This is a genomic window from Nitrospira sp. (assembly GCA_030692565.1).
Lineage (GTDB): Bacteria > Nitrospirota > Nitrospiria > Nitrospirales > Nitrospiraceae > Nitrospira_D.
In genome coordinates, this window is the sequence record JAUYAO010000058.1 from 259,325 (window position 1) to 282,516 (window position 23,192).

The window sequence follows — 23,192 nt, forward strand, 5'->3', positions numbered from 1 at the left end:
GATGAACAAGATTGAGCGGATCAAACAGGAGCGCGACGGTCTCGATGTCAGAGAGATGATCGCGCACTACGCCGAGACCGGATGGGAGGCCATCTCGGAAGACAATATCCAGCGGCTCAAGTGGTATGGCCTCTTTCTGCGCAATCCGACACCCGGCTTTTTCATGATTCGGGTCAGGATTCCTGGCGGCAGAACCGCCTCGTATCAGATGCGCGCACTGGCCGAGATTGCCTCCACGTTCGGGAACGGCTTGCTGGACCTGACGACTCGCCAACAACTGCAGCTCCGCCACATCCGGATCAACGACGTTCCGGCCGTCTTTACAAAAATGAAGGACGTCGGACTGACATCGTTGCAAACCGGCATGGATACGGTCCGTAACATCATGACCTGTCCGGTGGCTGGGCTGAGCCCTGACGAAATCCTGGATGCCACAACTGTCGTGACAAGCCTTACGCAGGACATCCTGGAGAACCGCGCGTACTCGAACCTCCCCAGAAAATTCAACATCGCCATCACGGGGTGTCCGGATAATTGCCTTCACTTGGAGACACAGGATTTGGCGCTTGTTCCGGCCTATCAGGAGCGCGATCAGGATAAAGTCTGGGGCTTCAATGTCCTCGCCGGAGGCAAGCTGGGCTCGGGAGGCTACCGAATCGCCGACCCCCTCGATATCTTCGTGACGCCGGACGAGGTTCTGGACGTCTGTCGCACAGTCATCCAACTGTATCGCGATTTCGGACCACGCGAGAGCCGGAACGCGACGCGGCTGGCCTTCCTTTTGGATGACTGGGGCGAACCTCGCTTTCGCCGGGAGATTGAAGGCCGCCTCGGGCGATCGCTGAAGGCCGCGGGCGTCGACGCCCGCCGAACCGCCAAGACAGATCACGTGGGGATCTACCGACAAAAGCAAGGTGGCTTCAACTATGTAGGGCTCAAGCTGACCGTCGGTCGGATTACCGCGGACGATCTTCGGAACATCGCTGCGCTCGCCGAGCGGTACGGCACAGGGGAGATGCGGCTCGCTCCTTCACAGGCGCTCATCATTCCCAATGTGGCCGATCGGAAAGTGGGAGCCCTCGCGGAAGAGCCGCTGATCGCGCAATTTGCCTACAATCCGTCACCCCTCTACAAGGGACTCGTCAGTTGTGTCGGCAATGATTATTGCAACTTGGCTGTGATCGAAACGAAGCGTCGGGCGATTGACACAGCGCGGGCGTTGGAAGCCGCCGTGGGGGATCGGATCAAGCCGATCTCGATGCACTGGTCCGGCTGCCCGGCCGGCTGCGGCAATCACCTGGTCGCCGACGTGGGACTGCTCGGAAAGAAGGCGAAGATCGACGGACAAGTCGTGGATGCGGTGGATCTCTATGTGGGCGGCTGCTCCGGGCCTCACCCCAAACTGGCCGTCAAGATCATGGAAGACGTCCCTTGCGATCAACTTCCTCGCGTCTTGGAAGGACTTGTCCTCTATCACACTCGAGAGAAGATGCATCGGGCGAGGGGAAGCGAGCCGAGGAAATCCGCCAACGAGTCCAACGCCAGGCTTCGGTCATAGTCGTACTCCAATCCAACGCTTTCACCGTTGGGACTGTCATCGGCTTAGTCGTTCATCTCGGACGATGCTTGTCCTGTGATAAGGCTGCATCGATGGAGCCTGCAATCCTGAAAACCGTAGAGGTTACGGGCTGAGTACGCCAGTTTTTAGCAGAGGTGTGTCGTCCAACTGCGCAGGATCTTTTCCCTATTGAATGTCAGATGATAGGCGGTACATTCCTGCTTGCCACGCACACAATCACTGGCAGGAATATCCCGGCAGACCGGGATCGGACGGTTCACCCGATATTCATAAATCCATACCGTGTTTCCGTTTGCATCTGTTCGTTCCGTCACAGGCGGACCCACCCGCTCCGCAATGTCATTTTGCGTCGCCTGATCGAGCGTGACTTGGAGGTATTCCTCGAATTCCTGGGCACAAGACGCCAGCATTAACACCCCTGGCACAAGCACCGTAAGGGTAACCCGGACGATGAAAAAGATATTGGGCATCGCTCTGTCACGACGTTGAGGATGAGTAGAATGCGGCGGTCGGCTGTTACGGAGACGAGGATTTGCGCTGCCGGTCGGATGGCTTCACCTGCCCCTTCAGCGTGCGGATCTCTTCGTCACGCGCGGTGAGCGCCCTGTTGGACTCGGCCAGTTCCTTCGTGAGTTGTTTGACCACCCCCAGCAGATCGTTGACTTGAGCCTCCAATATTTTCACGCGCTCACTCGCCGCCTGGACATCCACTGGAGGTGCAGTTGGGGCAGGAGTGGCAGAGAGAGCTGCGCTAGAAGCCATGGCGGTCCCTGACGAGTCTTGGTTACGAGTGGACGGATTCAACTCCGCTCCGCCTCGGCGTGCATCAGAAAGAAATCGGCGGTAATCGATCACGACATGGGCATGAGGGTTCCCAAACAATTGGGTGGCCACTGTTGGCTCCATGGCAATGACGTATTCTGGATAAGAAAACACTACGTTTAAATCTCCAGGCAAATCGCGAGACACGCCAGGTCCTCGACTCGCTCCTCCCTGAAGGGCCGCCGTCAATTCAGACCGCTGATGATCCATGACAAGCTCGTGACGCGTAAGCCACATATGCAAATTTCCACCCTGAACCCATATCGCCCACTCTAAGGTTTCAGGGTTCTTCGCACTTACTGCCCGCGATACAGCCAGCAATACTCGGTCTTCCGACGAGGCCCGCGACAGTGCGGTAGAAATATGGGGGGCCAGTACGGCTACTTCATCCCGAGAAAAGGCAGGCTCATGCTGAGGGCCCAACACCATCGATACAAGTAAGCCGCGCGAACGCTCGACCCCGATTTGGCTGAGAATACGCACGACATGGTCCGGTTTGATTTGAGCAGGATGGTCATGCAATGTGGAAAATGTAGAAGTATCGACGGTCGGATCCGGCGCTATGCTGACAGCGAGCTTAGCATCCTGGTAGACAATAGCGTTGTTCGATGCAAGCGTGGCACAGCCCGAAAGCCCTACCAGGAGACAGTAAACAGTCGTCAGGTTTCGAAACGCGCTCACGATAGTCCACTCCATATGACTGCGAAAAAGCTACCATGCGAAACGCCACAAAAGCGAGGAGCTATCCCCGCGCCACAGATCCTTGCTGCCCTCACCAAGGAGTCCAACCACCACTTTGAAATAACCCAGGGCATGAAAACTAGCAAAAATGACCCGATGGGTCCCGTACGATAACTCGGCTTGCCTGGGATATCGGATATCGCCTGACTCGGCCGTTCACGCATACGCATGGAGACCAGACAACAGAAAATTTACGCCCCAAAAACAAAACACCACCATCAACACCCCGAAAATTGCATAGAGCGCGGCTCTTCTCCCCTCCCAGCCCCGATTCATTCTGGCATGAATGTATGCCCCGTAAATCAGCCAGACAATGAGCGACCAGGTTTCCTTGGGGTCCCAGCTCCAATAACCGCCCCAGGCATAATTGGCCCACATAGCGCCGAGAATGATTCCGAAAGCCAAGAGAGGAAATCCTACCGTAATCGCCTTGTAGCCGAGCTCATCAATCGTCTCCAAATCTGGCAAGATCGCGACAATTCTGGATTGAGCTCCTCGCCGCTCCGCCCGCTCCCGCACCAAATACATCACACCAAGACCACCGGCCGCGGCAAAAGCGGCGTAGCTGCTGAGCGTGACAGACACATGGATGTAGATCCAGTAACTGTTCAGCGCCGGCACCAGCGGTTCAGCCGTCTGATACCGATATGGCAACAATGAAGCGGCGCCCATGGCGATAAATCCGATGCCGACGACAAACGCGCCGATCGCTTTAAGCTGATACGCGAATTCAAGGAGCATGTAGCCAAGAATGATGGCCCATGACACATAGGCCATCGCTTCAAATTGATTGGACCAGGGCGCGAAGGTGCCGGAGAGTTGCAGTCGTTCCTGCGCCCGGGCCACAAGGGCCAGCGTATTCACCAGCCATCCGATAGCCGTCACGACTGTGGCGACCTGGCCGATCTGACCCGCCCATCCAACATCGGCAATACCCGATTCGAACGACGGTCCGGCAGCGGCGAATTGGCTCGTGGGGCGTCTGATGAGGACATAGGCCACGTAGAGGGCAAAAGAGGCCAGATACAGCCAAAAGGTCATATCGAACAGAAATAAAGATCGCATCATGATGGTGATATCCAGATCACTGCCTCGGCTTCACCTTACTTCCGAATAGGGGCCATCGGCTCGCTGGACAATCCTAAGCCGATGGCGAAGGACAACTTCTACTTGCCACATCACGGCCTCGGGCAACACCGGTACAGACTCTCTCCGCCTGCTCGACGAAGCAAGACGTACCGTGGGTATGCCCATCGCGTCAGCCAACAAGAGGGACTCGTCATCCGCCGACACGAAGACGTCACATTCAACCAGGATCGAAATCCATTCACGTAATGAGAGTTTATCGAGCAGGTTCAGCACCCCACGTTCAACCCACTGGGAAAGAGATTGCCGTGGGCTGGCCTGCGCTTCCAGGCCCGCAAGCACAAGACTCCATCTAGAATCTAGCAGGCCCAGCGAGCCAATCAGGGCTGACGGATGGACGAGCACGCGCGGCCGTGATGCGCGGCAAAGCCGACGATGCGCTCGCCGCTTTTCCCTCTGCGCAAGGACAATCCAGGGACGCCCCGGCAGCTGAGGCGGTAATCCCAAAGAGCGCAGCATTCCCGATATGGCGATTCCATCGAAGGAGTGACGGGACCGAGAAAGTCTCTTCGGGATAAGTCCTTTACACCATCCCAGCATGCCGGCACCATCAACGATGCGCGTGGGAACATGTGCGACAAACGCCGCGAGTAATCCGGCGAAGCATGGAGAGAAAACGAATACAGCAGTGGGAGGCTGACGGCGAAAATATTTCACCAGTGACACATATCCAGGATCGCAGACAACGGCATCCACAGCCGATTGATGCTGCAGCACCTCCGTCGTAGTCGCACGGATCACACAGGTAACTCGACAATCAGGCCAATGAGTCTTCAGCGTCAGTGCAACCGGTAGTGCGGCAACCGCACCCACATTTCCGGGCCGACAGATTACAACTACATGTTTCCAGCCTGTAGGCTTCGCCACCATCATGCGCCACCTTGTCTATTCGGTTCACCACTCGATCGAACGGACTCCTTTCAGAGGCACACCTGTGCAACCTGGCACAATGGGGGGAGAGCCAGTCGATCCATCCGACAGTGCAAGAAGACAGGAGGAACGCCTGAAACCTCTTGGGCGCCGAAATCCGGAGCGCTGGCTCTCCCTTTTCCACCTGATCTATGCCTTGGCCTCTCCCATCATCACCGTCCAACCCGTCAGAGATACACCAGCCTTAATCAACGAAAATAAACCCTCCGACTTGAATATCCTTGTGCGTAGGGCAAAAGTATGGATAGCGCGCACCGAGATTCCGTGGGCCTTCCAGCCCGGTCAGTGCTACCCGAATTTTCTTGGTTTCCCCCGCCTTGATCATGACACGAATCGGGGCCATGATCTGAGCCGGCGGCACAGCCCCAGTAAATGCGTCCGGCCGTAGGGCGCTCATCACCTCCTCCGACAGAATCATGAGAAGCCCGCCCACGGCAAACTCATGATTGGTCGGAGTGGGATTTTGCAACACAAAATACAACGGCTCCCCGAGATCGGCTTTCTGGTCTATGACGACCGAGCTGGGTAACCAGATTTCCCCTTTGCCGCCAGACCCGCCCAACTCTTGAGCTCGAAACGTGAACTCTTTGGCCAATGCCACTCCGTGGACGGCCACCATCAGCACGAACACGGTGAGCGCAACGATTGACCGACGTAATTGCGATGTCATCATTCTCCTGCTCCTTTCCTCTCTAGACTCGATACCCCGCTGCAAGGGCAGGGGTACGAGCACAGCCAGTCCTGATCAGAATCGATAGTTCATTTCGATCAATCCCACTTGCATATTGTCAGCTTTCTGCGTCACCGGATTATTCCCCACACCCACCGTGGCCGCGGTCGGAGCTTCAAAGTAGTTCCCGGTAAAGAGGCATCCATAGGCCAGCACCGCCGAGAGGTCCTTGAGAATCTGGTAGCGGACAAAGATGTCAAGCTCCGTGCCGATAAAGTTTCCGCCCTTGGTAAACTGGGAGCCGCCGGCCGTGCTCTGGATCGCGCGATCGCGAGCGCTCCACACCGGCAAGACATCGCCCTCGATATTGAGCTTCGGCATGGTCGGCGGTGTGTAGTTGGCCGACACCTTGATGGCGGTCAGTCCCGATCCTCCGTAACACCCAGGCCGTCCCCCGAGCCCCCGTGCATCGGCCCAGCTTGGACAGGTCCCATCGATCGGGGCAGGCGAGCGCGCGCCCACGTTCATGGTGATGATACCCATGGTGTAGTTCCCGTTGATGCCGTTCATGTTCGCCCGCTTGCCGGAGCTCAAATCTCCTGCATCCTGGCCGGAGCTGTGCAGAAACGTGGCGCCCGCGTTAAGCCCTCCTCCCAAGTCCACATCTCCACTGAGCAGCAGGTTATACCCTTGTAGAAGCGGAGCAGGACCGTTCGGGTTCTGCACCGTGCCCCGAATCAAATCCGCTTCAAAGGTGCTGTGAAAGTTTCCGCGCCGCAGTTCACCAGCCACTCCGTAGAGGCCGGCTTGCGCAGTCGCCGACCCGCCGAATCCCGCCAGGTTGGGATTCAATTGACTGATAAACGACGGGCCACGATCTTTGTACAAACCGGCAAAGACATCGATCCGGAAATCTTTGTCCGGACTATATCGATAGTTTGCGATGTACAGATCCGTATCCCCTCCGGGCCCGCCGGCCGATCCGTTCCCGACAAACACGCCACCGACGCCTGCCGCACGCGTTGAATCCAGGATCTTCAGATTCGCCACGGTAACGGTGGAGGAGGAATCGAGCGGCACGTCCAAACGGAATGCGTCGACCGCGTCTTGGACCAACAGCGCGTTGCCGATAGTAAAGATCTGCCGGCCTACCCTCAGGCTCACCTTGTTAAAATTGACTTGCAGGTACGCCTGCAACATCGAGAATGTGTTTTGGGTACACCCCGTCCCGGTCCCTTCGTTTCCAACTCCGGTACAGCTGGTTGAGGCACTGCTGTCTGGGCCGAAGGCGACTTTCCCAAGGCGAGATTGCCCAGTTCCGTTGGAGCTGGTGAGAAACGGAGTAACGTGGCCTTCAACACTGATGGGTCCTTCTCCGCTGACGACGCTGACATCGAGCACATACCGCTGGATGTTGAACGCATTCGTATCTTTTCGTGAGTTGCTCGCGTCCGTCAGGTTATTGTTGTAGAAACCACGAATCCGATAATCGCCGTTGATGGTGAATTTGGGGCTTAAACTGGAAGGACCGGAGAATTTTGGACCCGCACGGAAAGTGTCTTCCCATTCTTCGGCAAAGACCACTCCTCCCATACACCCGCTCACAATCAGAACGCCCAATGCGAAGCTCATTAACCTTTTCATCGGCACCCTCCTCTCGGTCACAATGATCTCTGGTCTTGACGGCAGAATACAAAAGCCCATCCTCGGGTATCACTCCGGGATGGGCTTCTGAGCCTCGACGGGCTTCTGAGTCTCAATGGGTCAGGTGCAAGTTACCGATTGGCATATCTACGTCGGCTATGAACCTCTTCCTTGCTCCAGCTTCAAAAGGTTCAACTGCTGGCATCGTGGACATTTGACTTCGACTTGAGACGATCCGCTCATCTCCCATCGCAAGAGCAGACGCCCGCACCGCATGCATCGCACTTCCTTGAAGGCGAGGCCAGGCGTGGGTCTTGTGCCGTCCGCTTGAGGAGGTCCGGCCCCGCTGGCCATGGTTATTTCTCCCGAGCCTGATGCTCGAATGGATGCGTTCCCACCTGTGGCGCCACAGCCGAAGAGCCATAGCGATACCTACAGCCAAGCTGCTTCGACATCCGCTCTTCATACCTCTTGATCAAGTCGTCAAGTTCCCGCTGCATCCGTTTCAGATCGATCATGTCCCAGTCGTACCCCTTCGCTTCGACCAATTGCCGCATATCATTGAAGCGGCGCTCAGCCATTTCAATCTTATACTTCAGTTCCAAGGTCTCCGAAGACACGCCGACTGGTCGGTTTGCCACGATCAACTCCTCCCTCTCTGTACCCGTAACCAGAAATTACCATCCGGAAACTTTCCCCCGTAGTACAGGTCCGTAGCGGAAGGGGACGGAACTCCCGGAGTTCGGAACGAGAATTCCGCCTTCAAGTTGCCGTCCCGCGATGCAACTTCGTACAGATCATAGGGCGGCTCCTGGTGGTGGGTCATGTTGGTAACTCTCCACCCCTGATGATCCAATGCGGTAAGAAACTGCTGAAATTGGTCTGTCGTGAGCGATGTGAATAGGTTTTCAAAGTCGCTGCGTAAGTCATCCCACATTGCATGGGATTCGCCCTGCTTGATTCGCTTTAACACAGAATCCCGGTCAAACCGAAACGACGCCACCACCCGGCCTTCGAGTTCCAAAGGCAATGCCAGGGGATGGTACTTAGTCTGGAACCACACCACCAAGACAGAGGGCGATTTTCCGGCTTGAAATCCAGCTTTAGGCGGGAGCTCGATCGAGCCCGGCAAAGCGGGCGGGCCATGCTTCATGATCATTTCCATTCCCGTATCTCCGGGGAAGGCCGCTGCCCTGGAGGGAAATCCCCCCAAAGCAGCGATGAGCCCTATAACCAAAAACCAACTGATACGCGGCTTGTCGCTCTGTGATTCTGGCAGTTCCATATGGCGATCTCCTCGTTGTCCAATGCTCAGAAAAGATACAATGGCGCAGACTGTGCCCGCCATCTGCGTCAAGAATTCGAAGGCGCAGCCCCAATCTCCATCACCTGACCCCTGTTGTTCCAGTTCATATAGGCTTCAAGGGCATTCATTTCCTTGCTGCCTAAGGCATACGGTTTCCCCTGATTCGGAATCGCAATACACCAGCCCATCATCTGCTGGATGGTGGCAACCTGCCCAATCTGCGGCTTATACTTCGGGTACGTTTCCGGATGTGTCACCGAGCCATCCGCGTGACACATGTTGCAGGCTTGACCATTTCCACTCATCGGTAAGTCACGGCTGTGCCAGAGCTTGTCGCCCAGCGCGATCATTTCCTGCAATTCTTTCGTGCCGGTTTCAACCGTCTTACGGTCAAGAATCTCCCCGCTTTGAGCGTCTTTTCGCTGTCCCTCAGACGAGAGTCCCGGCAACGCTTGCACATCCATGGCCCGCTGGGCATAGACCCACATCGGGACCGACATGACACAGGCTCCGATCGCCATCAACGCGATCTGCTTCACTGATACACTTTTTTTCATCATCACACCTCCCCTTCAATCAGGCCTTCGTCCGTGACCACTCTTCATACTTAATGCCTACTTCGCCTTGGTCGTCGACGCCCATCGTGTCCCAGCCCAGGCCCCCGAAGACATTGCCTGGATTGGCACGCGGCATCTTCGGTGAACCCGCCGGCAATCCGCTCGATGGATAGGGATGCGGCCAGCCCGTCGAGAGGCTGCTGGCGAATTTGATGTTGCCAATCTGGTTCTTCACGATGTGATGCACATGCCCGTGAATCACCTGGACGTGTTCGTACCCATCCAACAACAGGTGGACTTCACCGGCGTCTTCAGTCCAGAAGTTCCAGGGCTTGTAGTAGTAGTACAAGGGAGAATGCGAGAAGATGATAATGGGCGTGTTTTTCTTGACGCTCTTAAGATCGTCGCGCAACCAAAGCAATTGCTTTTCCCCCACATGAAAAGGACCAGGCAACGGGTGATTCAACGTACCGGCAATATCCATGCGCTCTTGGGCCGACAGCCCTCTGGCTGTCCAGAAGTCCCGAAGCACGACGGTGTTCAACGCCACGAAATGCACGCCGTTGTGATTCCACGAGTAGGTCGTCTTGCCATAATGTTTCCCGTAGGATTCCCCCATATCGAGGTACCAATCGTGCTCTCCCGTGATGTACTTCACCGGCGCCTTCAGCGGGGCAATCAGCTCATCGAAGTACTTCATTTGTTCATCCGAACCATCATGCACCACATCTCCAAGTGACATGATGAAATCGGGCTTAACGCTTAAATTATTGATCTCTTGCACGCACCGCTCAACCCGCATCTTCATGTAGTTATTTTTCGGCCCCATCGTATGGTGATCCGCCATCACCGCAAAGGTGAATGGCTTCCCCATTCCCGCTCCCACGCTTTGAGCCTGCACAGTGGAAGGAGACAGGAAATCCAACGACACGAGCCCGCCAAGCGATGCCGCAAGGCCGGTAAACGCAGACATCTTCATAAAATCCCGGCGAGAGAGTCCGTCTCCCACAAGGTCTTCTTCATGTTGTTTCTTCATAGGTCCCTCCAATTCTCCCCACCTACACCTTACGATTGGATTCGAGCGTTGCCATTAACGACACCGACTCACCGCATCAATGCACTCGACGGTCCGACACTATGCGTGCGATTTCCTCCTTTCGTTGAAACATCGGCCGCCATGATTCGTCTCCATCCATCTTGACTTCTCACATCCACACGCCTGTGACGTTCGCGGAATGACTCGTAGTGTGCACCCTCCGCTCACAGGCGCGTAATATACCCGTAACAGACAAGGTCCGTGTTTTATTCCTGTTCAACGAGCAGAATGGATGCGGGACAAATCTTTCAGCGGCAGATCGGATAGGTGGAGGACAAGTGCGGCAAGGAATGCGGCATACCGCTCCCTTCTACTTTCCTGACATTCATCGCGCCACACGATGTCCTTGCGCCATGGTAAGGCAGCGAAAAAAGGAAACCGTTGTGGAGACTGAAGAAGTGGGGTACGGAGGCAAAGAGGAAACGAGGCTACATGGACCGCACGGCAGAGTGGCCGCCAGAAGACTTCAAATCCCTACTGCTGGTATGGCAAATTAGGCAAGCTTGCTTGTTCAACTCCTGGGCATCGGACACAAAGACGTAGGCCATTCCTTCGAGCGACCAACTCAGCGTCTGGAGTCCATGGTAAGAGGACTGGTAGAAGCGAACGTCTTTGTCCACCATTTCCTGACCGCCAAAAAGCTTTACGCCCTGCGCAGCCGTGATGACCAGAGAGAGGGGATGCCCTCCCACGTCATACGCGACAAATACGGCTTTTTGGCCATTCACTTCAACCAATCTTCCTCCCAAGAGATTCAGATTCTTCACCGGGGCCTGAGTGAGTGACACTGTAAATCCAGCTTGTTCTTGAAGCCAGCGAGATACTTCAGCTGGCTCATGGCTGTGGATGTTCAATTGAAGACTTTTAGATGCATAGCGCTCATGCGTTGCCACAGCCGCGCCAACAATATCCGGCACAACTGGGTTGCCAACAAACAGCTGCATCGCTACAACGACTACGCCAGCCAGCACGGCAACCGCTGACGCCGGAACAGCGATCCGCCTGAACCATGCTCGCGGTTTTTCCCGCCGACAGACCGTGTCTAAAGCCTGCTTCACTTTTGCCTCGAGCCCGATCGGCGCATGCGAGCGCGGGATCGATTTTCTCAGCAAATCAAGAAACAGCTTTTCGTTCCGATACAACGCCGTACAGGCGGAACAGTTATCCAGATGAGACTGAATCTCCACCGCATCTCGTGTGAACAACTCTCCGTCCAGATACGAGTGAAGAAATCGCTGCATTTCCTGACAATCAAGCATCGTGACTAAGCCTCTTCACATCCGACTTCACACGTGGTCCTTGGTTCGTATAAGCGCACAGTATCTGTCGCAGAATATCCCTTCCTCGCGAGAGCCTGGACATTACCGTTCCTATTGGACAGTCCAACATCTGAGCCATCTCACTGTAACTAAATCCTTCCACATCACACAGCAAGACCACGACTCGAAACGAATCGGGAAGCAGGTCTAGCGCTTTCACAACATCCTGTCGGAAAACCTCATCCCTCCCGCCGAAGGTATTATCAACCAGAACAGAATGGTACTCAAGAAATTCACTGCCCCCCCCTCCTTCCTGATCTTCTCGGTCCGGACACAACACCTCCCGAGCCCGCTGCGGAATCTGGTTCAGGAAAATTCTCTTCATGATCGTAAATAACCAAGCTTTGCAATTTGTTCCTTCCTGATACCGGTGATAAAACTGCAACGCCCTGACGTACGTGTCCTGGACCAAGTCTTCCGCTTCGTTCGGTCGGCCCGTGAGCACAAGGGCGAACCCATACAGCGCATCCAGGTACAAAAGTGCGGACGACTCAAAGGCTGCTCGCTGCTTTTCGAGGTCCATGGAGACCTTACCCAATGATTCTGATAAGCTCCGCTCGTCCAATGTGTCTGGCAGCCCTTCATTCATTCGCCAGCGCACCCGCGATCTACGCCGATAGCCTGATTCAAAACCTCCACTCTCAAATTAGCAATACGACCGTATGCAGGGACTACATAACAGGAAAGCGCCACAACCATGTCCGTGTCCAGATGCAACTTAGCCCCCAACCCTTTGCGCGACAGGCCATAGCCCATAACACTTTCCTTACACTTGTAACAGTTGAGAGCAGAGTTTTATTCCATGGCCATAACTCCACCGTGTATTCAATATCTTGCGCGGTCTAGCCCTGCCAGAAATACCTTGCAGCGTGACTACACCATGGCCTCCCAACCAATCGTATGGGAGGTTTTCACTCGCCCCCTGAGCCAGCTGTTCGACCGGCAAGATGCCCCGTAGCCCAAGCCCATTGGAAGTTGAAGCCGCCGATCCGCCCATCGCAATCGAGGATTTCTCCGGCCAGATAGAAACCCGGCACCAGCTTCGATTCCATTGTGCGGAAATTTACTTCTTCTAACGGCACCCCGCCGGCTGTCACCTCGGCATAGTTCCATCCTCGATCCTGTACGATGGGAAACAGAAATTTCGTCAGGAGAGGCAGGAGGTGGTCCCGATCTTTTCTCGGCAGTTGCGCAATGGCCGTCTGCCCATCGCAACCGGCATGCTGAATGAGAGAATCGGTGAATCGCTGAGGTAGCCGCTGGGCAAGGGTCTTCCCAAGAGAGCGACGGGGATGGTCTCTCGTCTGTTCCATAAACCACTGCCGTACCTGCTCCTGATTCTTCCCAGGGAAAAAGTTACCGTGGACCTCGGCTGGTTCTCCCTGCTCCTGCGCCAAACACCAGAATCGACTGACATCCATCACAACCGGCCCACTGATCCCGAAGTGAGTCCAGAGCAAGCTGCCGTTCCGAACATCGAGCGTTTTCCCCTTCACAACCGTGGTGAGTTCGACCTCTTGCGAGAGACCGGAGAGATTCTTGTGAAACATGCGGTCATCCAGCACGAGTGGCGCAAGCGCCGGGACCGTCGGCGTGACATGGTGCCCCAGCCGCCGGGCCAGCTCATAGCCCAACCCGTCGCTCCCCGACTTGGGAATCGATCGACCTCCCGTGGCCAAAATCACCCGACTCGCCGCGAGAGCTCCGTGACTATGGTGAACGACAAATCCCGCCGGCGAATCAGGAACGCGGGCGATCTTGGTCACGCGATGATCTGAAAGAATAGCGATGCCGAGTTCGCGACAGCGCTCAACGAGCGCGTTCAGGACGGTTCGCGATCTATCAGTGACAGGAAACAACTTGCCGGTCTCTTCCCGCTTAAGTTCAACACCCATCGAGGCGAACCACGTGATGGTGGCGTCAACAGAAAATGCGGCCAGCACATTCTTGATAATGCGGCGATTGCCGAAGAAGTCGGTCGGCGCCACCACCTCATGCGTGACGTTGCAGCGGCCTCCACCGGACACGAGAAGTTTTGCTCCGATGGTCTTGGCCCCATCAAGGAGCACGATCGATCGTGACCCGGATGGCTCGGCCGTTTCTCCAGCAAAAATCGCAGCGGCGAGGCCGGCCGCACCTGCGCCGATGATGGCGACATCGGCCGTGGCCATCGGATCAATTACTGGACCGGACATGAAAATACCTTAGAGCCGTCAATGCAGTTGGATTTCACAGGGGAATCGTCGCGCGTGGCAACTCTAAGTGGCAACTCTAACAGGATTGACGGTACCGGTCGAGCGATCGGTGGGGGGGCCACGTCGCATACGCGCGACAGACGGCAGGAGATCGAGATCGCTTCTGAGCCTATTGCGAACGTTCGGAGGCCGCAATCAGCTGCTCGACCCGCTCTTTGAGAAAGAAGAAAGCACGGTCGAATGCCGCTTGAGTGTCGACCTCATTCCCGACCACTTTAGCAGGATCGGGCGTCCCCCAATGAAGCTTCGTCGGCTTGCCGGGAAAAATCGGACAAGTCTCACCGGCGGCCTGATCACAGACCGTAATCACCAAGTCGAGGGGTTGAGCGGCAAACTCGTTCCAGGATTTGCTGTAGGGCTGGCCGGGATCTATGCCATGGCGCTTGAGGGTTTCAATGGATCGCGGATGTACGTACCCGGTCGGGAAACTCCCGGCACTCCATGCGTGGAAGCGTCCCTGCCCCAATTCATTCAAGAGGGCCTCGGCCATGATCGAGCGGCATGAATTCCCGGTACAGAGAATGAGAGCCTTGATGGGATCCGTCGGCATGAGTCTCAGCACCCTCCCTTGCTGGGTGAGGGGTTCAAAGTGATGCGCTGCGCCGGCACGTCCGGAACACAGCAAGCCCCGTCAGCATCGCCTGCGCCTTCTGAAAAGAACTGAGCATCTTCCATCGTGCGATAGGTCTCCCAGGGAATACCTGCCGGGTCTTGTATCCAGGACTTATCCGATCGCGCGTAGCAGCAGGTCGTGGTTCCCTCCTCCAGAAGCTTCATATCCCCCCTCTCAAGACGGCTGCGCAACTCGTTTAATTCACCCTCCTCCTCGACCTGAATTCCGAGATGATCTACGCCATTCTTTTTCGCGCGGGTAGAAATTGCAAAATTGACACGCGGGTCTTCGAGCATCCACTTCGCATAATCCGGCTTGGTTTTCACCGGAGCCGCGCCAAACAGGGCACTATAGAAGCGGATCGCCTCTTCGAGCTTCTCGACTCCGATATGGATATGAAAACGTTTCATGGTCTCTCCTCTATATTCCCTCAATCAACATTCAACCGGTCACAGATCCTTCAGGCTACCGCCTCTTTGGGGAACCAATGCCTCGTACGATTGCAGACGTGGCAGACGGACAACATCACCGGCACTTCAACCAGCACGCCGACCACGGTCGCCAGCGCCGCTCCCGATTCAGGTCCGAATAAGGCGATGGCGGTCGCCACCGCGAGTTCAAAGAAATTGCTTGCTCCAATGAGGGCGCCAGGCGCGGCCACCGCATACGGCACCCGAAGCCACCGCATCAGCCCATAGGCCAGGGAGGCATTCATATAGACCTGGAAGAGAATCGGAATCGCGATCAACGCCACATGCCAAGGTTTGGCCACGATGTTGTCTGCTTGAAAGGCAAAAATGAACACGAGCGTCAGGAGCAGCGCCGCTATCGTGACCGGAGCAAAACGCGGCAGAAGTTCCTGTTCGAACCAGGTTTTGCCATGTCGGGTAATGAACCACGCCCGAACCAGCGTACCGGTCACCAGAGGGATCACAATAAAGGCCACCACAGAATACAGCAGGACACCGAACGGGACCGTCAACGAGGACGCCCCGCTCACCAGGAACCCGATAATCGGGGCGAACAGGATCAGCATCAGCAGATCGTTCACTGTCACTTGGACTAACGTGTAGGCCGGATCGCCATCTGTCAAATAGCTCCAGACAAATACCATGGCAGTACAGGGAGCCGCGGCCAAGATAATGCAGCCGGCAATATATTGATCAGCTTCCGCTGAAGACATCCATGACGCAAAGACGAACCGAAAGCACAGCCAAGCGAAGAAGGCCATGGAGAACGGCTTGACGAGCCAATTGACGATAAGTGTGACGAACAGTCCTTGCGGCCGGCGACCTACATTTCGCAGAGCCGTGAGGTCAACTTTCATCATCATCGGAATAATCATCAGCCATATAAGGACGGCGATGGGAAGGTTGATATGGCTTCCCTCCCCGAGCTCCCAGCTCCGAAATGTGCGCGCCAACGACGGGAATGCCTGCCCGATAAGGACTCCAGCAACGATGCACAACCCAACCCAGACGGTCAGGTAGCGCTCGAATACGTTCAGCCGTTTTTCAGAGGGAGCCGATGCTTTGATCGCTGAACCCATTACGAGTGCCCTCATGGCAACACGCCATACTAATCAAGAAATGTTGATGCTAAATCCACAACAATGGGCTACTCGCATTGCTTTGAAGACCCGGGATGCGTGATTGCCTTCTTGAGTTCGCCGATAAAGTCCTCAAGGTCTTCTAATCCCTCTCGACTCAACGAGTAATACATCCAACGCCCTTCGGGACGGTCCTGAATCAATCCGGCTTCTTTCAATACCCTGAGATGAAACGACAGTCTCGACTGCCCGGCCTGAAGAGCGGCCGTTAATTCGCAAACGCATTGCTCTCCCCGCTTCAGCCTATTGAGAACCTCAAGCCGCGTCTCATCGGATAGAGCATGAAAGAGGGCCGCGGCTTTGACTCGTCGCTTCGTCGACATTGGAGGCAATATACATCAACAAATATTGATTAATCAAACAAGCAAAGATTAGACACTTTTAACTACCGGTTAACATGGGATTAATCTGCGGATGTTAAGTTTCCTCCCGAGCATTGATCGCACTCTCGCACTCGTCGGTATCAAGAGGAGGATAGATTGATGAATTGTCAAAAGTGCAAAGGATTGATGATCGAGGAACAGCGACCGGAACTCGCACCTAAATCGGTCGTGCATCGATGCATCAATTGCGGATTGGTCTTGGATCCATTGATTCAGCAGAATCGCCTCAGCAGCCGACCGAGAAAAGACTCGTTCATGCGGGCTGCGTGAGACTCACGCTGTTGATCTGCTCCCATCCGGCGGTAGGGAGGACTTGCCCTGCTACCGGATCGGGCGGGTGTGGACGTCGCGCATGTGGTTAGACCGAAAACTCTGCCCAGAGAAACGTATGATCTGATGGGTCTTTCGCTCGCCGCGGCTCGACGTCCACGTCAACCCTCGTGCACTTCTTCACTAGCGGTGCCGTCGCCAGGATATGATCGATGCGCCAGCCTTTATTCGCCTCTAACGAACTCGGCGCCCGATAATCCCAAAATGTATATTGCTGCCGGTCTGGGTACAGCTTCACAAACACGTCCTGAAATCCCCACGCCAGTGTTCGCTCGTAGGCCTTCCGCGCATCCTCGTGATAACAGACATGTTTGAGGTGCTTCTCCGGACTGTGCACGTCCATGGGACGCGGCGCCACGTTCATGTCGCCGCACCAGATGGCCGGCTCGCCGGGAGACAGATGTTTCTCGAAATACTTTCTCAGCCGGTCATACCACCCCAGCTTGTATTGATACTTGGGCGAATCGATTTCAAAGCCCTGAGGCACGTACGTATTGACGATCGGAATTCCGTCGATCACGACTCTGAGCAGCCGGGCATCCTCCGATTCACCGCCATCGTCGAATCCATGGAACACCGCCTCCGGCTGCTTCCGGCTCAAGATGGCCACGCCGTTGTACGATTTCATCCCACGAAACGTGATCTGATAACCAGAGGGGGCCAGACCCAACAACGGGAACTCGCTGTCCTGCACTTTGGTTTCTTGGAGGCACAAGACATCAGGCTTCTGCTGGGCAAGCCAATCCAACACGATCGGAAGCCGTTTGCGGAGCGAGTTGACGTTGAACGTTGCGATTTTCATAGTAGGGGTCAATTGACCGGCGAGGATGCTAGCAGAAGCACGAAGAGGGAACAAGCTGGACAGATCGAAACTTGTTTATCAGAAGATGAAGGAGACTTGCTCTCCGGCAGGCCATACCGTGCCGTGTCGCATAAACACAACGGCCTCTGGCAATCTGCCAGAGGCCGTTCCAACTAGGCTCCAAGGAAGGAGTTATTTCCCCATCGCGCCGACAGCATCCTTCATCTCCTGCCCGGCGGCTTTGGCATCGCTGCCCATCTGCTGACCAGCCGCTTTCATATCTTGCGCTTGGGTTTGCACCGCATCGCCTTGTCCTTTGACTCCTTCCTTCTTCGCCTTCATCTTATCTTTCATAGCGGCCCGCTTGGCCTTGGCCTCTTCGCGATGGGCCTTCATCTTGCTCTTCATTTCCTCTTTTTTGGCCTTCATATCAGCTTTCACCTGATCCTTGTCGGCCTTCATCTTCTCGGGAGCCGCTTTCACATCGGCCTTTATCTGGTCCTTCATCGCTCCCATTTCACTCTTCATCGCATCGTCAGCCAGCGCCAATGAACCGGCACCGACCAGATACACTGCCGCGATTGCAGCCAATACTATCTTTTGCATAATGCTTCTCCTCTATATACGAATAGGTGGACAAACAGAAATTCCCTAGGCGAGGCTTCTCGCATCCTGCCCCGAAACGAGACCGGTGTCAAATACGTCCAGCATGAACGCTCCTCAGACCGCTTGATCATCGTCCCTCCGACGCCACACGCTTCAGGCCTGGTATCTTCAGTGCCCGCACGGCATCTGAAACCGCATCAACCGCCTGAGGACGAGTAAATCCTCTCCGCCAGGCCAATCCGATCCGCCGGCCGGGGACCGGCTTCGCCAAATCGATCGCAACCAGCCGCTTGTTCTCGTGTTTCGTTGTCAACGCGCTACACGGCAACACGGTAATTCCCAGCCCTGAGGCAACCATTTGGCGAATCGTCTCCAGAGAATTCCCTTGCCATCCCTCAGCATCGGATCGGCTCAGCTCGGGACAAGTATCCAGCACCTGCTGCCGGAAGCAATGCCCGGCATGCGGCAAGAGGACTTTCTCCGCCCCCAGTTGGCGCGAATCGATTGACTTCTTTTTCTGCCACGGATGGCCGACAGGGACGAGGGCTTTAAACGGTTCATCATACAAGGCCCGCGTGACGATCCCGGGCTCCTCCAACGGCAGCGCGATCATAATCACATCGAGCTTCCCGCTCTTCAGCATGGCCACCAGATGAAGCGTCAAATTTTCTTCGATTTCCAGCGGCATCAGTGGGGCACGCTTGTTCAGCAGAGGGACAAGATCCGGCAGGACGTAGGGCCCGACCGTTGCAATGGCCCCGAAACGGAGCGGGCCGACCAGCTGATCTTTCCCCTGAGCGGCAATCACTCGAATCTGATCGGCTTCTTCCAACACGCGCTGGGCTTGATGAACAATTCGCTCACCCAAGACAGTCAACGTGAGGTGATGCTTGCGCCGCTCAAAGATCATCGTCCCGAGCTCGTCCTCCAGCTTCTGGATCGCCAAGCTCAGAGCAGGTTGACTCACGCAGCATCGTTCGGAAGCGCGGCCAAAATGCCGATCCTGAGCCAGCGCGACAAGATAGCGAAGTTCTGTGAACGTCATAGCCTTTCCTCGATCGATAAGAATTATAAATCGATACCCTCAATACAATCAATTGGACTAATTTATAGCCATGACCTAGCATTCAAATAGTCGCTCGTTCACGAAAGGAGTCTCCTCATGAAGAAACACACATCGTATTTCTCTTTGTTCGTTGTTTCGTTCCTGGCACTCAGCGGGGTCGGAGGGTCGGGGGTGTCGCAGTTCGCCTACGCTGAAGCCGGACCCGGTTCTGGTACGGATTACAAACTCCCTCAGATCCAAGGCTTGGAGGATCCCAACACCTTTGTACCGGCGGACAACCCTCTGACCGCTAAGAAAGTCGAATTGGGCCGCCTACTGTTTTTCGACAAGCGCCTTTCGAAAAACGACACAATCGCCTGCGCCAGCTGCCACCTGCCAGGCAACGGCTTCACCGACGGCAAAGCCGTTTCGACCGGCATCAACGGATTGAAAGGCGGGCGTAGCGCACCCTCTTCCTTCAACCGGGTATTTAGCAAGGCACAATTCTGGGATGGCCGTGCCGAAACACTCGAGGAGCAATCCATTGGGCCGTTCGTCAGCCCGGTCGAGCATGGGTTCAACAACCATGACGAAATGATCGTAAAGATGAAGAAGAACCCGGGATACCGAAAACTCTTTCAAGAAGTATTCGGCCGCGAGATCGTGATCGAGGATGTGGGCAAGGCCATCGCGAGCTTTCAACGGACCATTCTCTCCGGCAACAGCGCCGTCGACCGATTCGATCTTGGCGGTGATGAGAAGGCCTTGTCGGAATCGGCGAAGCGCGGATTAGAGCTGTTCCGCGGCAAAGCCCGTTGCACTCGCTGCCATTCGGGCTTCAACTTCACGGACGAGAAATTCCATAATCTTGGCATCGGCTGGGACACCAACACCGTGGATCTCGGCCGCTATATGGTCACGAAGAATCCGGAAGACATCGGCGCCTTCAAGACACCGACGCTGCGGGAGATCGCGAGAACAGCCCCCTATATGCACGATGGGCGGTTCAAGACGCTGGAAGCCGTGGTGAAGTTTTATAACCAGGGGGGCATCAAGAACCCGCATCAGGACAACACGATCATTCCACTCGAACTGACCGAGCAGGAACAACAGGACGTCGTGGCGTTACTGAAATCGCTGAACGGCGAAGGCTGGCAGCAGGTCACGGCCCCGAAGACATTCCCGAAGTAACTCTTGGCGTACGGCAGTTCCGGAAGGGCCTCGCGATGTTTCATCGACGAGGCCCTTCTATTGTTTCAAGCTACGACTGATTCATCTCGACGAGGTATCGGCGAAGAATGGCTTGCTCCACTCGCGAGCGGCCCCGATCGGGAGCCGGGAACCGGAGCACCAACTGAATCTTCCCCGGCTCGGGAAGCTGAATGGTAATACGGGGTTCCGGCGAGGGAGCTTCCAAGAGATTGGCCTGTTCCAGCAGTTTCATCTGTCGCGCAGCTTCTTCCATAAACGGCCCACACTCGGCCTTTGCCGCACCCAACAACGCCTGCTCAGCTCGTTGCCATTCTCCCTCCGACCTCAAGGGCACGACGAGTGTATAGAGGCCATATTCCTGTCCCGGGTTTTCTTTGACGAGCGCATTCGTAAACAGAAGACTATTCGGAAACACCGTCACTCGTCCGGTATACAAATGTGCAGATTGGCCGGGGCCGATCTCCAACAATTTTGTGGCGAACAGATCGTGATCCAGCACCACCCCCCGGTGTCCGGCAATCTGAATGCGGTCGCCAACGCCGTACACCTTGCCGCCCACGCGTAACGCCGCTCCGCTCAAACAGAGAATCAACTCCTTCGTCGCCAAGACCAACGCAGCCGCCAACGCGACAATCGAGACGGCGAAGGCCTCGAGCTCATGCGCCCAGATAACGACGAAGCCGATCAGGATGACGAAGACCATCGAGTTTCTGGTCGTCACGACCCAGCGACGCTTGTCCTCCATCGACAAGGCCTGGTTGCGCGAGATCCCCCGTACGACCAACGTCCGGATCAGAATGACCGACACCAGCAGAATCAACGACTTGAGCCCATCCAAGACGACGGAACTATCAACAGTCATCCAGCCAAGCTGCATACCAATCATCCTCAGTCTTTTCTTCTGTACCGGTTAAGATTCAGGGCCATTCCTCCGATACAACTCGTGGGATTTTTTGGAAGGAGCCCCATGTCATCGTCGTCCACATCGTCGGAGTCGGCCCTTGCCGAATCCCTTCGTCCCCGTCTGCACAATACGTTGCAGCCACTCCTCAACCAGGCTAGCCCTTGCTTACCAGCCCTGGAGAAAACCTGCCAGAAAATTCTCAGTCTGGCCGGAGGGCTCACCGGAGCCGATCGCCTCGCTCAGATTATCAGTCGTGATCCGGCCCTGTCCTGCCGGGTCCTGCAAATCTCAAATAGCATTGCCTACAGTCCGCAACAAGTCATTACCTCGATCCCCCACGCCGTCAGTTGGCTCGGGTTGGATACGGTCCGTTCCATTGTCACCGCCTCCCAACTCGTAGAACAGCTCAATCAATGGCCGAATCAGCAACAGATCGTCAGCGGCGTCATCGCTCGGGCCCTCGTCGCAGCCGTGCATGCCAATGAATTGGGCATGGCGCTCGAATATCCATCGTTGAGCCAGCTCTTTAGCGCCACCTTGCTCTATTCCATCGGTGACCTCGCCATCGCCAGTCAAGCTCAGGATCTCTACGTCTCGTACCGCAAAATCCCCCTGACAGCCAAGACGCCCGCGGCGCGCATCATCGAAGAAACGCAACTCTATGGAGTCCCCCGCCTCCGGATTGCGCAAGCTCTCGGGCAGATGTGGGCGCTGCCACCCTTTGTCGTGGAGTTATTTTCAATCGAAGGGCATCAGAGCCAGGAGCGGTGGGGTTCCAGTCAGGAGATGTTCAAGGGCCTCGTCATCGGCTGCTCTTCATTGATCGATGTCATGACTGGTCCCCCCTCCCCAGCCATCATGGAGGCCACCAAGCGGGGGCTCCTCACAGGGAGCGGTCTGCCATCTCACTTGTTCGGCGAAATCCTGGCGCGCGCACTGGATCGGGGCAAGCAATTGGTCCATTCCGCAGGCTTGTCGTTCGATCTTTGGGGAGATCCCGCGGAACCGGAAACCAGCTGCCCGATTCCCGTACCCCCTCCGGTGGAAATTCCCGCCGTCACGGCGGCGCCACAGAAACGCGGGCCGAGTGCGATTGAGACGAATCCGCTCGAGACGCTGCAATTGCTGCAAACCGCCTTGCGCGAGGCGAAAGATATCAACACGCTCCTGAGCACGCTGGTGCATGCCCTGCACCGGGACGGCGGCTTTGCCCGGGTGGCCCTGGCGTTGCTGAACCCGAACAATACCGATCATCTGGTGGGGCGCTTGCTACTCGGAGTGGAAGAATCGGCTCCCTATATCGCCAGTCTGTCCGGCTCGCTGACGAAGGAGCATCCGCACTTTTTACAGCTCATGAAGCGGTCCGATGCCGTGTGGATCGAGGATTTCACCGTCCCTCTCGGAGACCCCATCAATCCCAAATTTCTCCGAACGTGGAACCCCGGATCGGCCATCGTCGCACCCCTCCGAGTCGGAACCCGGCCCATCGGCATGCTGTATTGCGACAACGGCCCACTCCCCCGGCAGGTGCAGCAAAAGGACTACCACGCCTTCCAGCTGTTCTTTGGCCAGACGACACTGAGTATCAATCGATTGGCGGGAGTCCTCTAGTCCGTGGCGCCG

The 23,192-nt window shown here is 55.9% G+C and carries 24 protein-coding genes; 4 read left to right on the top strand and 20 right to left on the bottom strand.

What is annotated here, in order from left to right; translation table 11 throughout:
- Position 1 precedes the first annotated feature (1 nt).
- On the top strand, positions 2–1,558 hold the full coding sequence (locus Q8N04_17965; GenBank protein MDP3092565.1) for a ferredoxin--nitrite reductase: 1,557 nt from the start codon (positions 2–4) through the stop codon (positions 1,556–1,558).
- Between the two features lie 146 nt (positions 1,559–1,704).
- Here Q8N04_17965 and Q8N04_17970 read toward each other — a convergent pair whose 3' ends face one another.
- From Q8N04_17970 to Q8N04_18045, 16 genes are all read right to left on the bottom strand, one after another.
- Positions 1,705–2,049, bottom strand: coding sequence for a hypothetical protein (locus tag Q8N04_17970; protein MDP3092566.1), 345 nt, complete (start codon positions 2,047–2,049; stop codon positions 1,705–1,707).
- 46 nt (positions 2,050–2,095) lie between these two features.
- Positions 2,096–3,082 carry a hypothetical protein gene (locus tag Q8N04_17975; GenBank protein MDP3092567.1) on the bottom strand — a complete coding sequence of 329 codons (987 nt, stop codon included), beginning with the start codon at positions 3,080–3,082 and terminating at the stop codon, positions 2,096–2,098.
- 216 nt (positions 3,083–3,298) lie between these two features.
- Entirely contained in the window at positions 3,299–4,210 is a 912-nt protein-coding gene (ccsB, locus tag Q8N04_17980) for a c-type cytochrome biogenesis protein CcsB (GenBank protein ID MDP3092568.1), read from the bottom strand.
- A 30-nt stretch (positions 4,211–4,240) separates the two neighbouring features.
- Positions 4,241–5,161 carry a hypothetical protein gene (locus Q8N04_17985; GenBank protein ID MDP3092569.1) on the bottom strand — a complete coding sequence of 307 codons (921 nt, stop codon included), beginning with the start codon at positions 5,159–5,161 and terminating at the stop codon, positions 4,241–4,243.
- Positions 5,162–5,402: 241 nt separating this feature from the next.
- On the bottom strand, positions 5,403–5,891 hold the full coding sequence (locus Q8N04_17990) for a hypothetical protein (GenBank protein ID MDP3092570.1): 489 nt from the start codon (positions 5,889–5,891) through the stop codon (positions 5,403–5,405).
- Positions 5,892–5,963: 72 nt separating this feature from the next.
- On the bottom strand, positions 5,964–7,532 hold the full coding sequence (locus tag Q8N04_17995) for a hypothetical protein (protein MDP3092571.1): 1,569 nt from the start codon (positions 7,530–7,532) through the stop codon (positions 5,964–5,966).
- Positions 7,533–7,888: 356 nt separating this feature from the next.
- On the bottom strand, positions 7,889–8,173 hold the full coding sequence (locus Q8N04_18000; GenBank protein MDP3092572.1) for a hypothetical protein: 285 nt from the start codon (positions 8,171–8,173) through the stop codon (positions 7,889–7,891).
- A gap of 2 nt (positions 8,174–8,175) precedes the next feature.
- Positions 8,176–8,817 carry a hypothetical protein gene (locus tag Q8N04_18005; protein ID MDP3092573.1) on the bottom strand — a complete coding sequence of 214 codons (642 nt, stop codon included), beginning with the start codon at positions 8,815–8,817 and terminating at the stop codon, positions 8,176–8,178.
- Between the two features lie 68 nt (positions 8,818–8,885).
- A complete protein-coding gene (locus Q8N04_18010; protein ID MDP3092574.1) occupies positions 8,886–9,398 on the bottom strand; it encodes a hypothetical protein in 513 nt (170 codons plus the stop codon).
- 16 nt (positions 9,399–9,414) lie between these two features.
- Positions 9,415–10,431, bottom strand: a complete 1,017-nt coding sequence (locus tag Q8N04_18015; protein ID MDP3092575.1) for a metallophosphoesterase — start codon at positions 10,429–10,431, stop codon at positions 9,415–9,417.
- Between the two features lie 488 nt (positions 10,432–10,919).
- The gene (locus Q8N04_18020; GenBank protein MDP3092576.1) at positions 10,920–11,732 is read right to left on the bottom strand and encodes a zf-HC2 domain-containing protein; all 813 of its coding nucleotides are present in this window, start codon (positions 11,730–11,732) and stop codon (positions 10,920–10,922) included.
- 989 nt (positions 11,733–12,721) lie between these two features.
- A complete protein-coding gene (locus tag Q8N04_18025; protein MDP3092577.1) occupies positions 12,722–14,005 on the bottom strand; it encodes an NAD(P)/FAD-dependent oxidoreductase in 1,284 nt (427 codons plus the stop codon).
- Between the two features lie 169 nt (positions 14,006–14,174).
- Positions 14,175–14,615: an arsenate reductase ArsC gene (locus tag Q8N04_18030; protein ID MDP3092578.1), complete on the bottom strand. Its 441-nt coding sequence runs from the start codon at positions 14,613–14,615 to the stop codon at positions 14,175–14,177.
- Positions 14,616–14,620: 5 nt separating this feature from the next.
- The gene (locus tag Q8N04_18035; protein ID MDP3092579.1) at positions 14,621–15,088 is read right to left on the bottom strand and encodes an ArsI/CadI family heavy metal resistance metalloenzyme; all 468 of its coding nucleotides are present in this window, start codon (positions 15,086–15,088) and stop codon (positions 14,621–14,623) included.
- A 50-nt stretch (positions 15,089–15,138) separates the two neighbouring features.
- Positions 15,139–16,227 (bottom strand): ACR3 family arsenite efflux transporter, encoded by a 1,089-nt coding sequence (gene arsB, locus Q8N04_18040; protein ID MDP3092580.1) that lies wholly within the window; start codon positions 16,225–16,227, stop codon positions 15,139–15,141.
- Positions 16,228–16,295: 68 nt separating this feature from the next.
- On the bottom strand, positions 16,296–16,610 hold the full coding sequence (locus Q8N04_18045) for a metalloregulator ArsR/SmtB family transcription factor (protein MDP3092581.1): 315 nt from the start codon (positions 16,608–16,610) through the stop codon (positions 16,296–16,298).
- Between the two features lie 159 nt (positions 16,611–16,769).
- Between Q8N04_18045 and Q8N04_18050 the strand changes: the two genes are divergently transcribed.
- A complete protein-coding gene (locus Q8N04_18050; GenBank protein MDP3092582.1) occupies positions 16,770–16,940 on the top strand; it encodes a hypothetical protein in 171 nt (56 codons plus the stop codon).
- A gap of 88 nt (positions 16,941–17,028) precedes the next feature.
- On the opposite strand, the gene xth is transcribed toward Q8N04_18050, so the two are convergent.
- The 3 genes from xth to Q8N04_18065 form a co-directional block, all read right to left on the bottom strand.
- Entirely contained in the window at positions 17,029–17,802 is a 774-nt protein-coding gene (xth, locus tag Q8N04_18055) for an exodeoxyribonuclease III (GenBank protein MDP3092583.1), read from the bottom strand.
- 192 nt (positions 17,803–17,994) lie between these two features.
- Positions 17,995–18,408 (bottom strand): hypothetical protein, encoded by a 414-nt coding sequence (locus tag Q8N04_18060; protein MDP3092584.1) that lies wholly within the window; start codon positions 18,406–18,408, stop codon positions 17,995–17,997.
- A gap of 127 nt (positions 18,409–18,535) precedes the next feature.
- Complete coding sequence (locus tag Q8N04_18065; protein MDP3092585.1) at positions 18,536–19,453, bottom strand: LysR substrate-binding domain-containing protein; 918 nt, start codon at positions 19,451–19,453, stop codon at positions 18,536–18,538.
- A gap of 117 nt (positions 19,454–19,570) precedes the next feature.
- Between Q8N04_18065 and Q8N04_18070 the strand changes: the two genes are divergently transcribed.
- Positions 19,571–20,644: a cytochrome c peroxidase gene (locus Q8N04_18070; GenBank protein MDP3092586.1), complete on the top strand. Its 1,074-nt coding sequence runs from the start codon at positions 19,571–19,573 to the stop codon at positions 20,642–20,644.
- 70 nt (positions 20,645–20,714) lie between these two features.
- Here the strand turns inward: Q8N04_18070 and Q8N04_18075 are convergent, their stop codons facing one another.
- A complete protein-coding gene (locus tag Q8N04_18075) occupies positions 20,715–21,542 on the bottom strand; it encodes a mechanosensitive ion channel (protein MDP3092587.1) in 828 nt (275 codons plus the stop codon).
- Positions 21,543–21,632: 90 nt separating this feature from the next.
- Between Q8N04_18075 and Q8N04_18080 the strand changes: the two genes are divergently transcribed.
- Positions 21,633–23,180: an HDOD domain-containing protein gene (locus Q8N04_18080; GenBank protein ID MDP3092588.1), complete on the top strand. Its 1,548-nt coding sequence runs from the start codon at positions 21,633–21,635 to the stop codon at positions 23,178–23,180.
- The last annotated feature ends 12 nt before the right edge of the window (positions 23,181–23,192 follow it).

Coding starts and splice junctions, on each gene's coding strand:
- Q8N04_17965 (MDP3092565.1), top strand. CDS start 2: ATGAACAAGATTGAGCGGATCAAACAGGAGCGCGACGGTCTCGATGTC.
- Q8N04_17970 (MDP3092566.1), bottom strand. CDS start 2,049: ATGCCCAATATCTTTTTCATCGTCCGGGTTACCCTTACGGTGCTTGTG.
- ccsB (MDP3092568.1), bottom strand. CDS start 4,210: ATGATGCGATCTTTATTTCTGTTCGATATGACCTTTTGGCTGTATCTG.
- Q8N04_17985 (MDP3092569.1), bottom strand. CDS start 5,161: ATGATGGTGGCGAAGCCTACAGGCTGGAAACATGTAGTTGTAATCTGT.
- Q8N04_17990 (MDP3092570.1), bottom strand. CDS start 5,891: ATGATGACATCGCAATTACGTCGGTCAATCGTTGCGCTCACCGTGTTC.
- Q8N04_17995 (MDP3092571.1), bottom strand. CDS start 7,532: ATGAAAAGGTTAATGAGCTTCGCATTGGGCGTTCTGATTGTGAGCGGG.
- Q8N04_18005 (MDP3092573.1), bottom strand. CDS start 8,817: ATGGAACTGCCAGAATCACAGAGCGACAAGCCGCGTATCAGTTGGTTT.
- Q8N04_18010 (MDP3092574.1), bottom strand. CDS start 9,398: ATGATGAAAAAAAGTGTATCAGTGAAGCAGATCGCGTTGATGGCGATC.
- Q8N04_18015 (MDP3092575.1), bottom strand. CDS start 10,431: ATGAAGAAACAACATGAAGAAGACCTTGTGGGAGACGGACTCTCTCGC.
- Q8N04_18020 (MDP3092576.1), bottom strand. CDS start 11,732: ATGCAGCGATTTCTTCACTCGTATCTGGACGGAGAGTTGTTCACACGA.
- Q8N04_18025 (MDP3092577.1), bottom strand. CDS start 14,005: ATGTCCGGTCCAGTAATTGATCCGATGGCCACGGCCGATGTCGCCATC.
- Q8N04_18030 (MDP3092578.1), bottom strand. CDS start 14,615: ATGCCGACGGATCCCATCAAGGCTCTCATTCTCTGTACCGGGAATTCA.
- Q8N04_18035 (MDP3092579.1), bottom strand. CDS start 15,088: ATGAAACGTTTTCATATCCATATCGGAGTCGAGAAGCTCGAAGAGGCG.
- arsB (MDP3092580.1), bottom strand. CDS start 16,227: ATGGGTTCAGCGATCAAAGCATCGGCTCCCTCTGAAAAACGGCTGAAC.
- Q8N04_18045 (MDP3092581.1), bottom strand. CDS start 16,610: ATGTCGACGAAGCGACGAGTCAAAGCCGCGGCCCTCTTTCATGCTCTA.
- Q8N04_18050 (MDP3092582.1), top strand. CDS start 16,770: ATGAATTGTCAAAAGTGCAAAGGATTGATGATCGAGGAACAGCGACCG.
- xth (MDP3092583.1), bottom strand. CDS start 17,802: ATGAAAATCGCAACGTTCAACGTCAACTCGCTCCGCAAACGGCTTCCG.
- Q8N04_18060 (MDP3092584.1), bottom strand. CDS start 18,408: ATGCAAAAGATAGTATTGGCTGCAATCGCGGCAGTGTATCTGGTCGGT.
- Q8N04_18065 (MDP3092585.1), bottom strand. CDS start 19,453: ATGACGTTCACAGAACTTCGCTATCTTGTCGCGCTGGCTCAGGATCGG.
- Q8N04_18070 (MDP3092586.1), top strand. CDS start 19,571: ATGAAGAAACACACATCGTATTTCTCTTTGTTCGTTGTTTCGTTCCTG.
- Q8N04_18075 (MDP3092587.1), bottom strand. CDS start 21,542: ATGCAGCTTGGCTGGATGACTGTTGATAGTTCCGTCGTCTTGGATGGG.
- Q8N04_18080 (MDP3092588.1), top strand. CDS start 21,633: ATGTCATCGTCGTCCACATCGTCGGAGTCGGCCCTTGCCGAATCCCTT.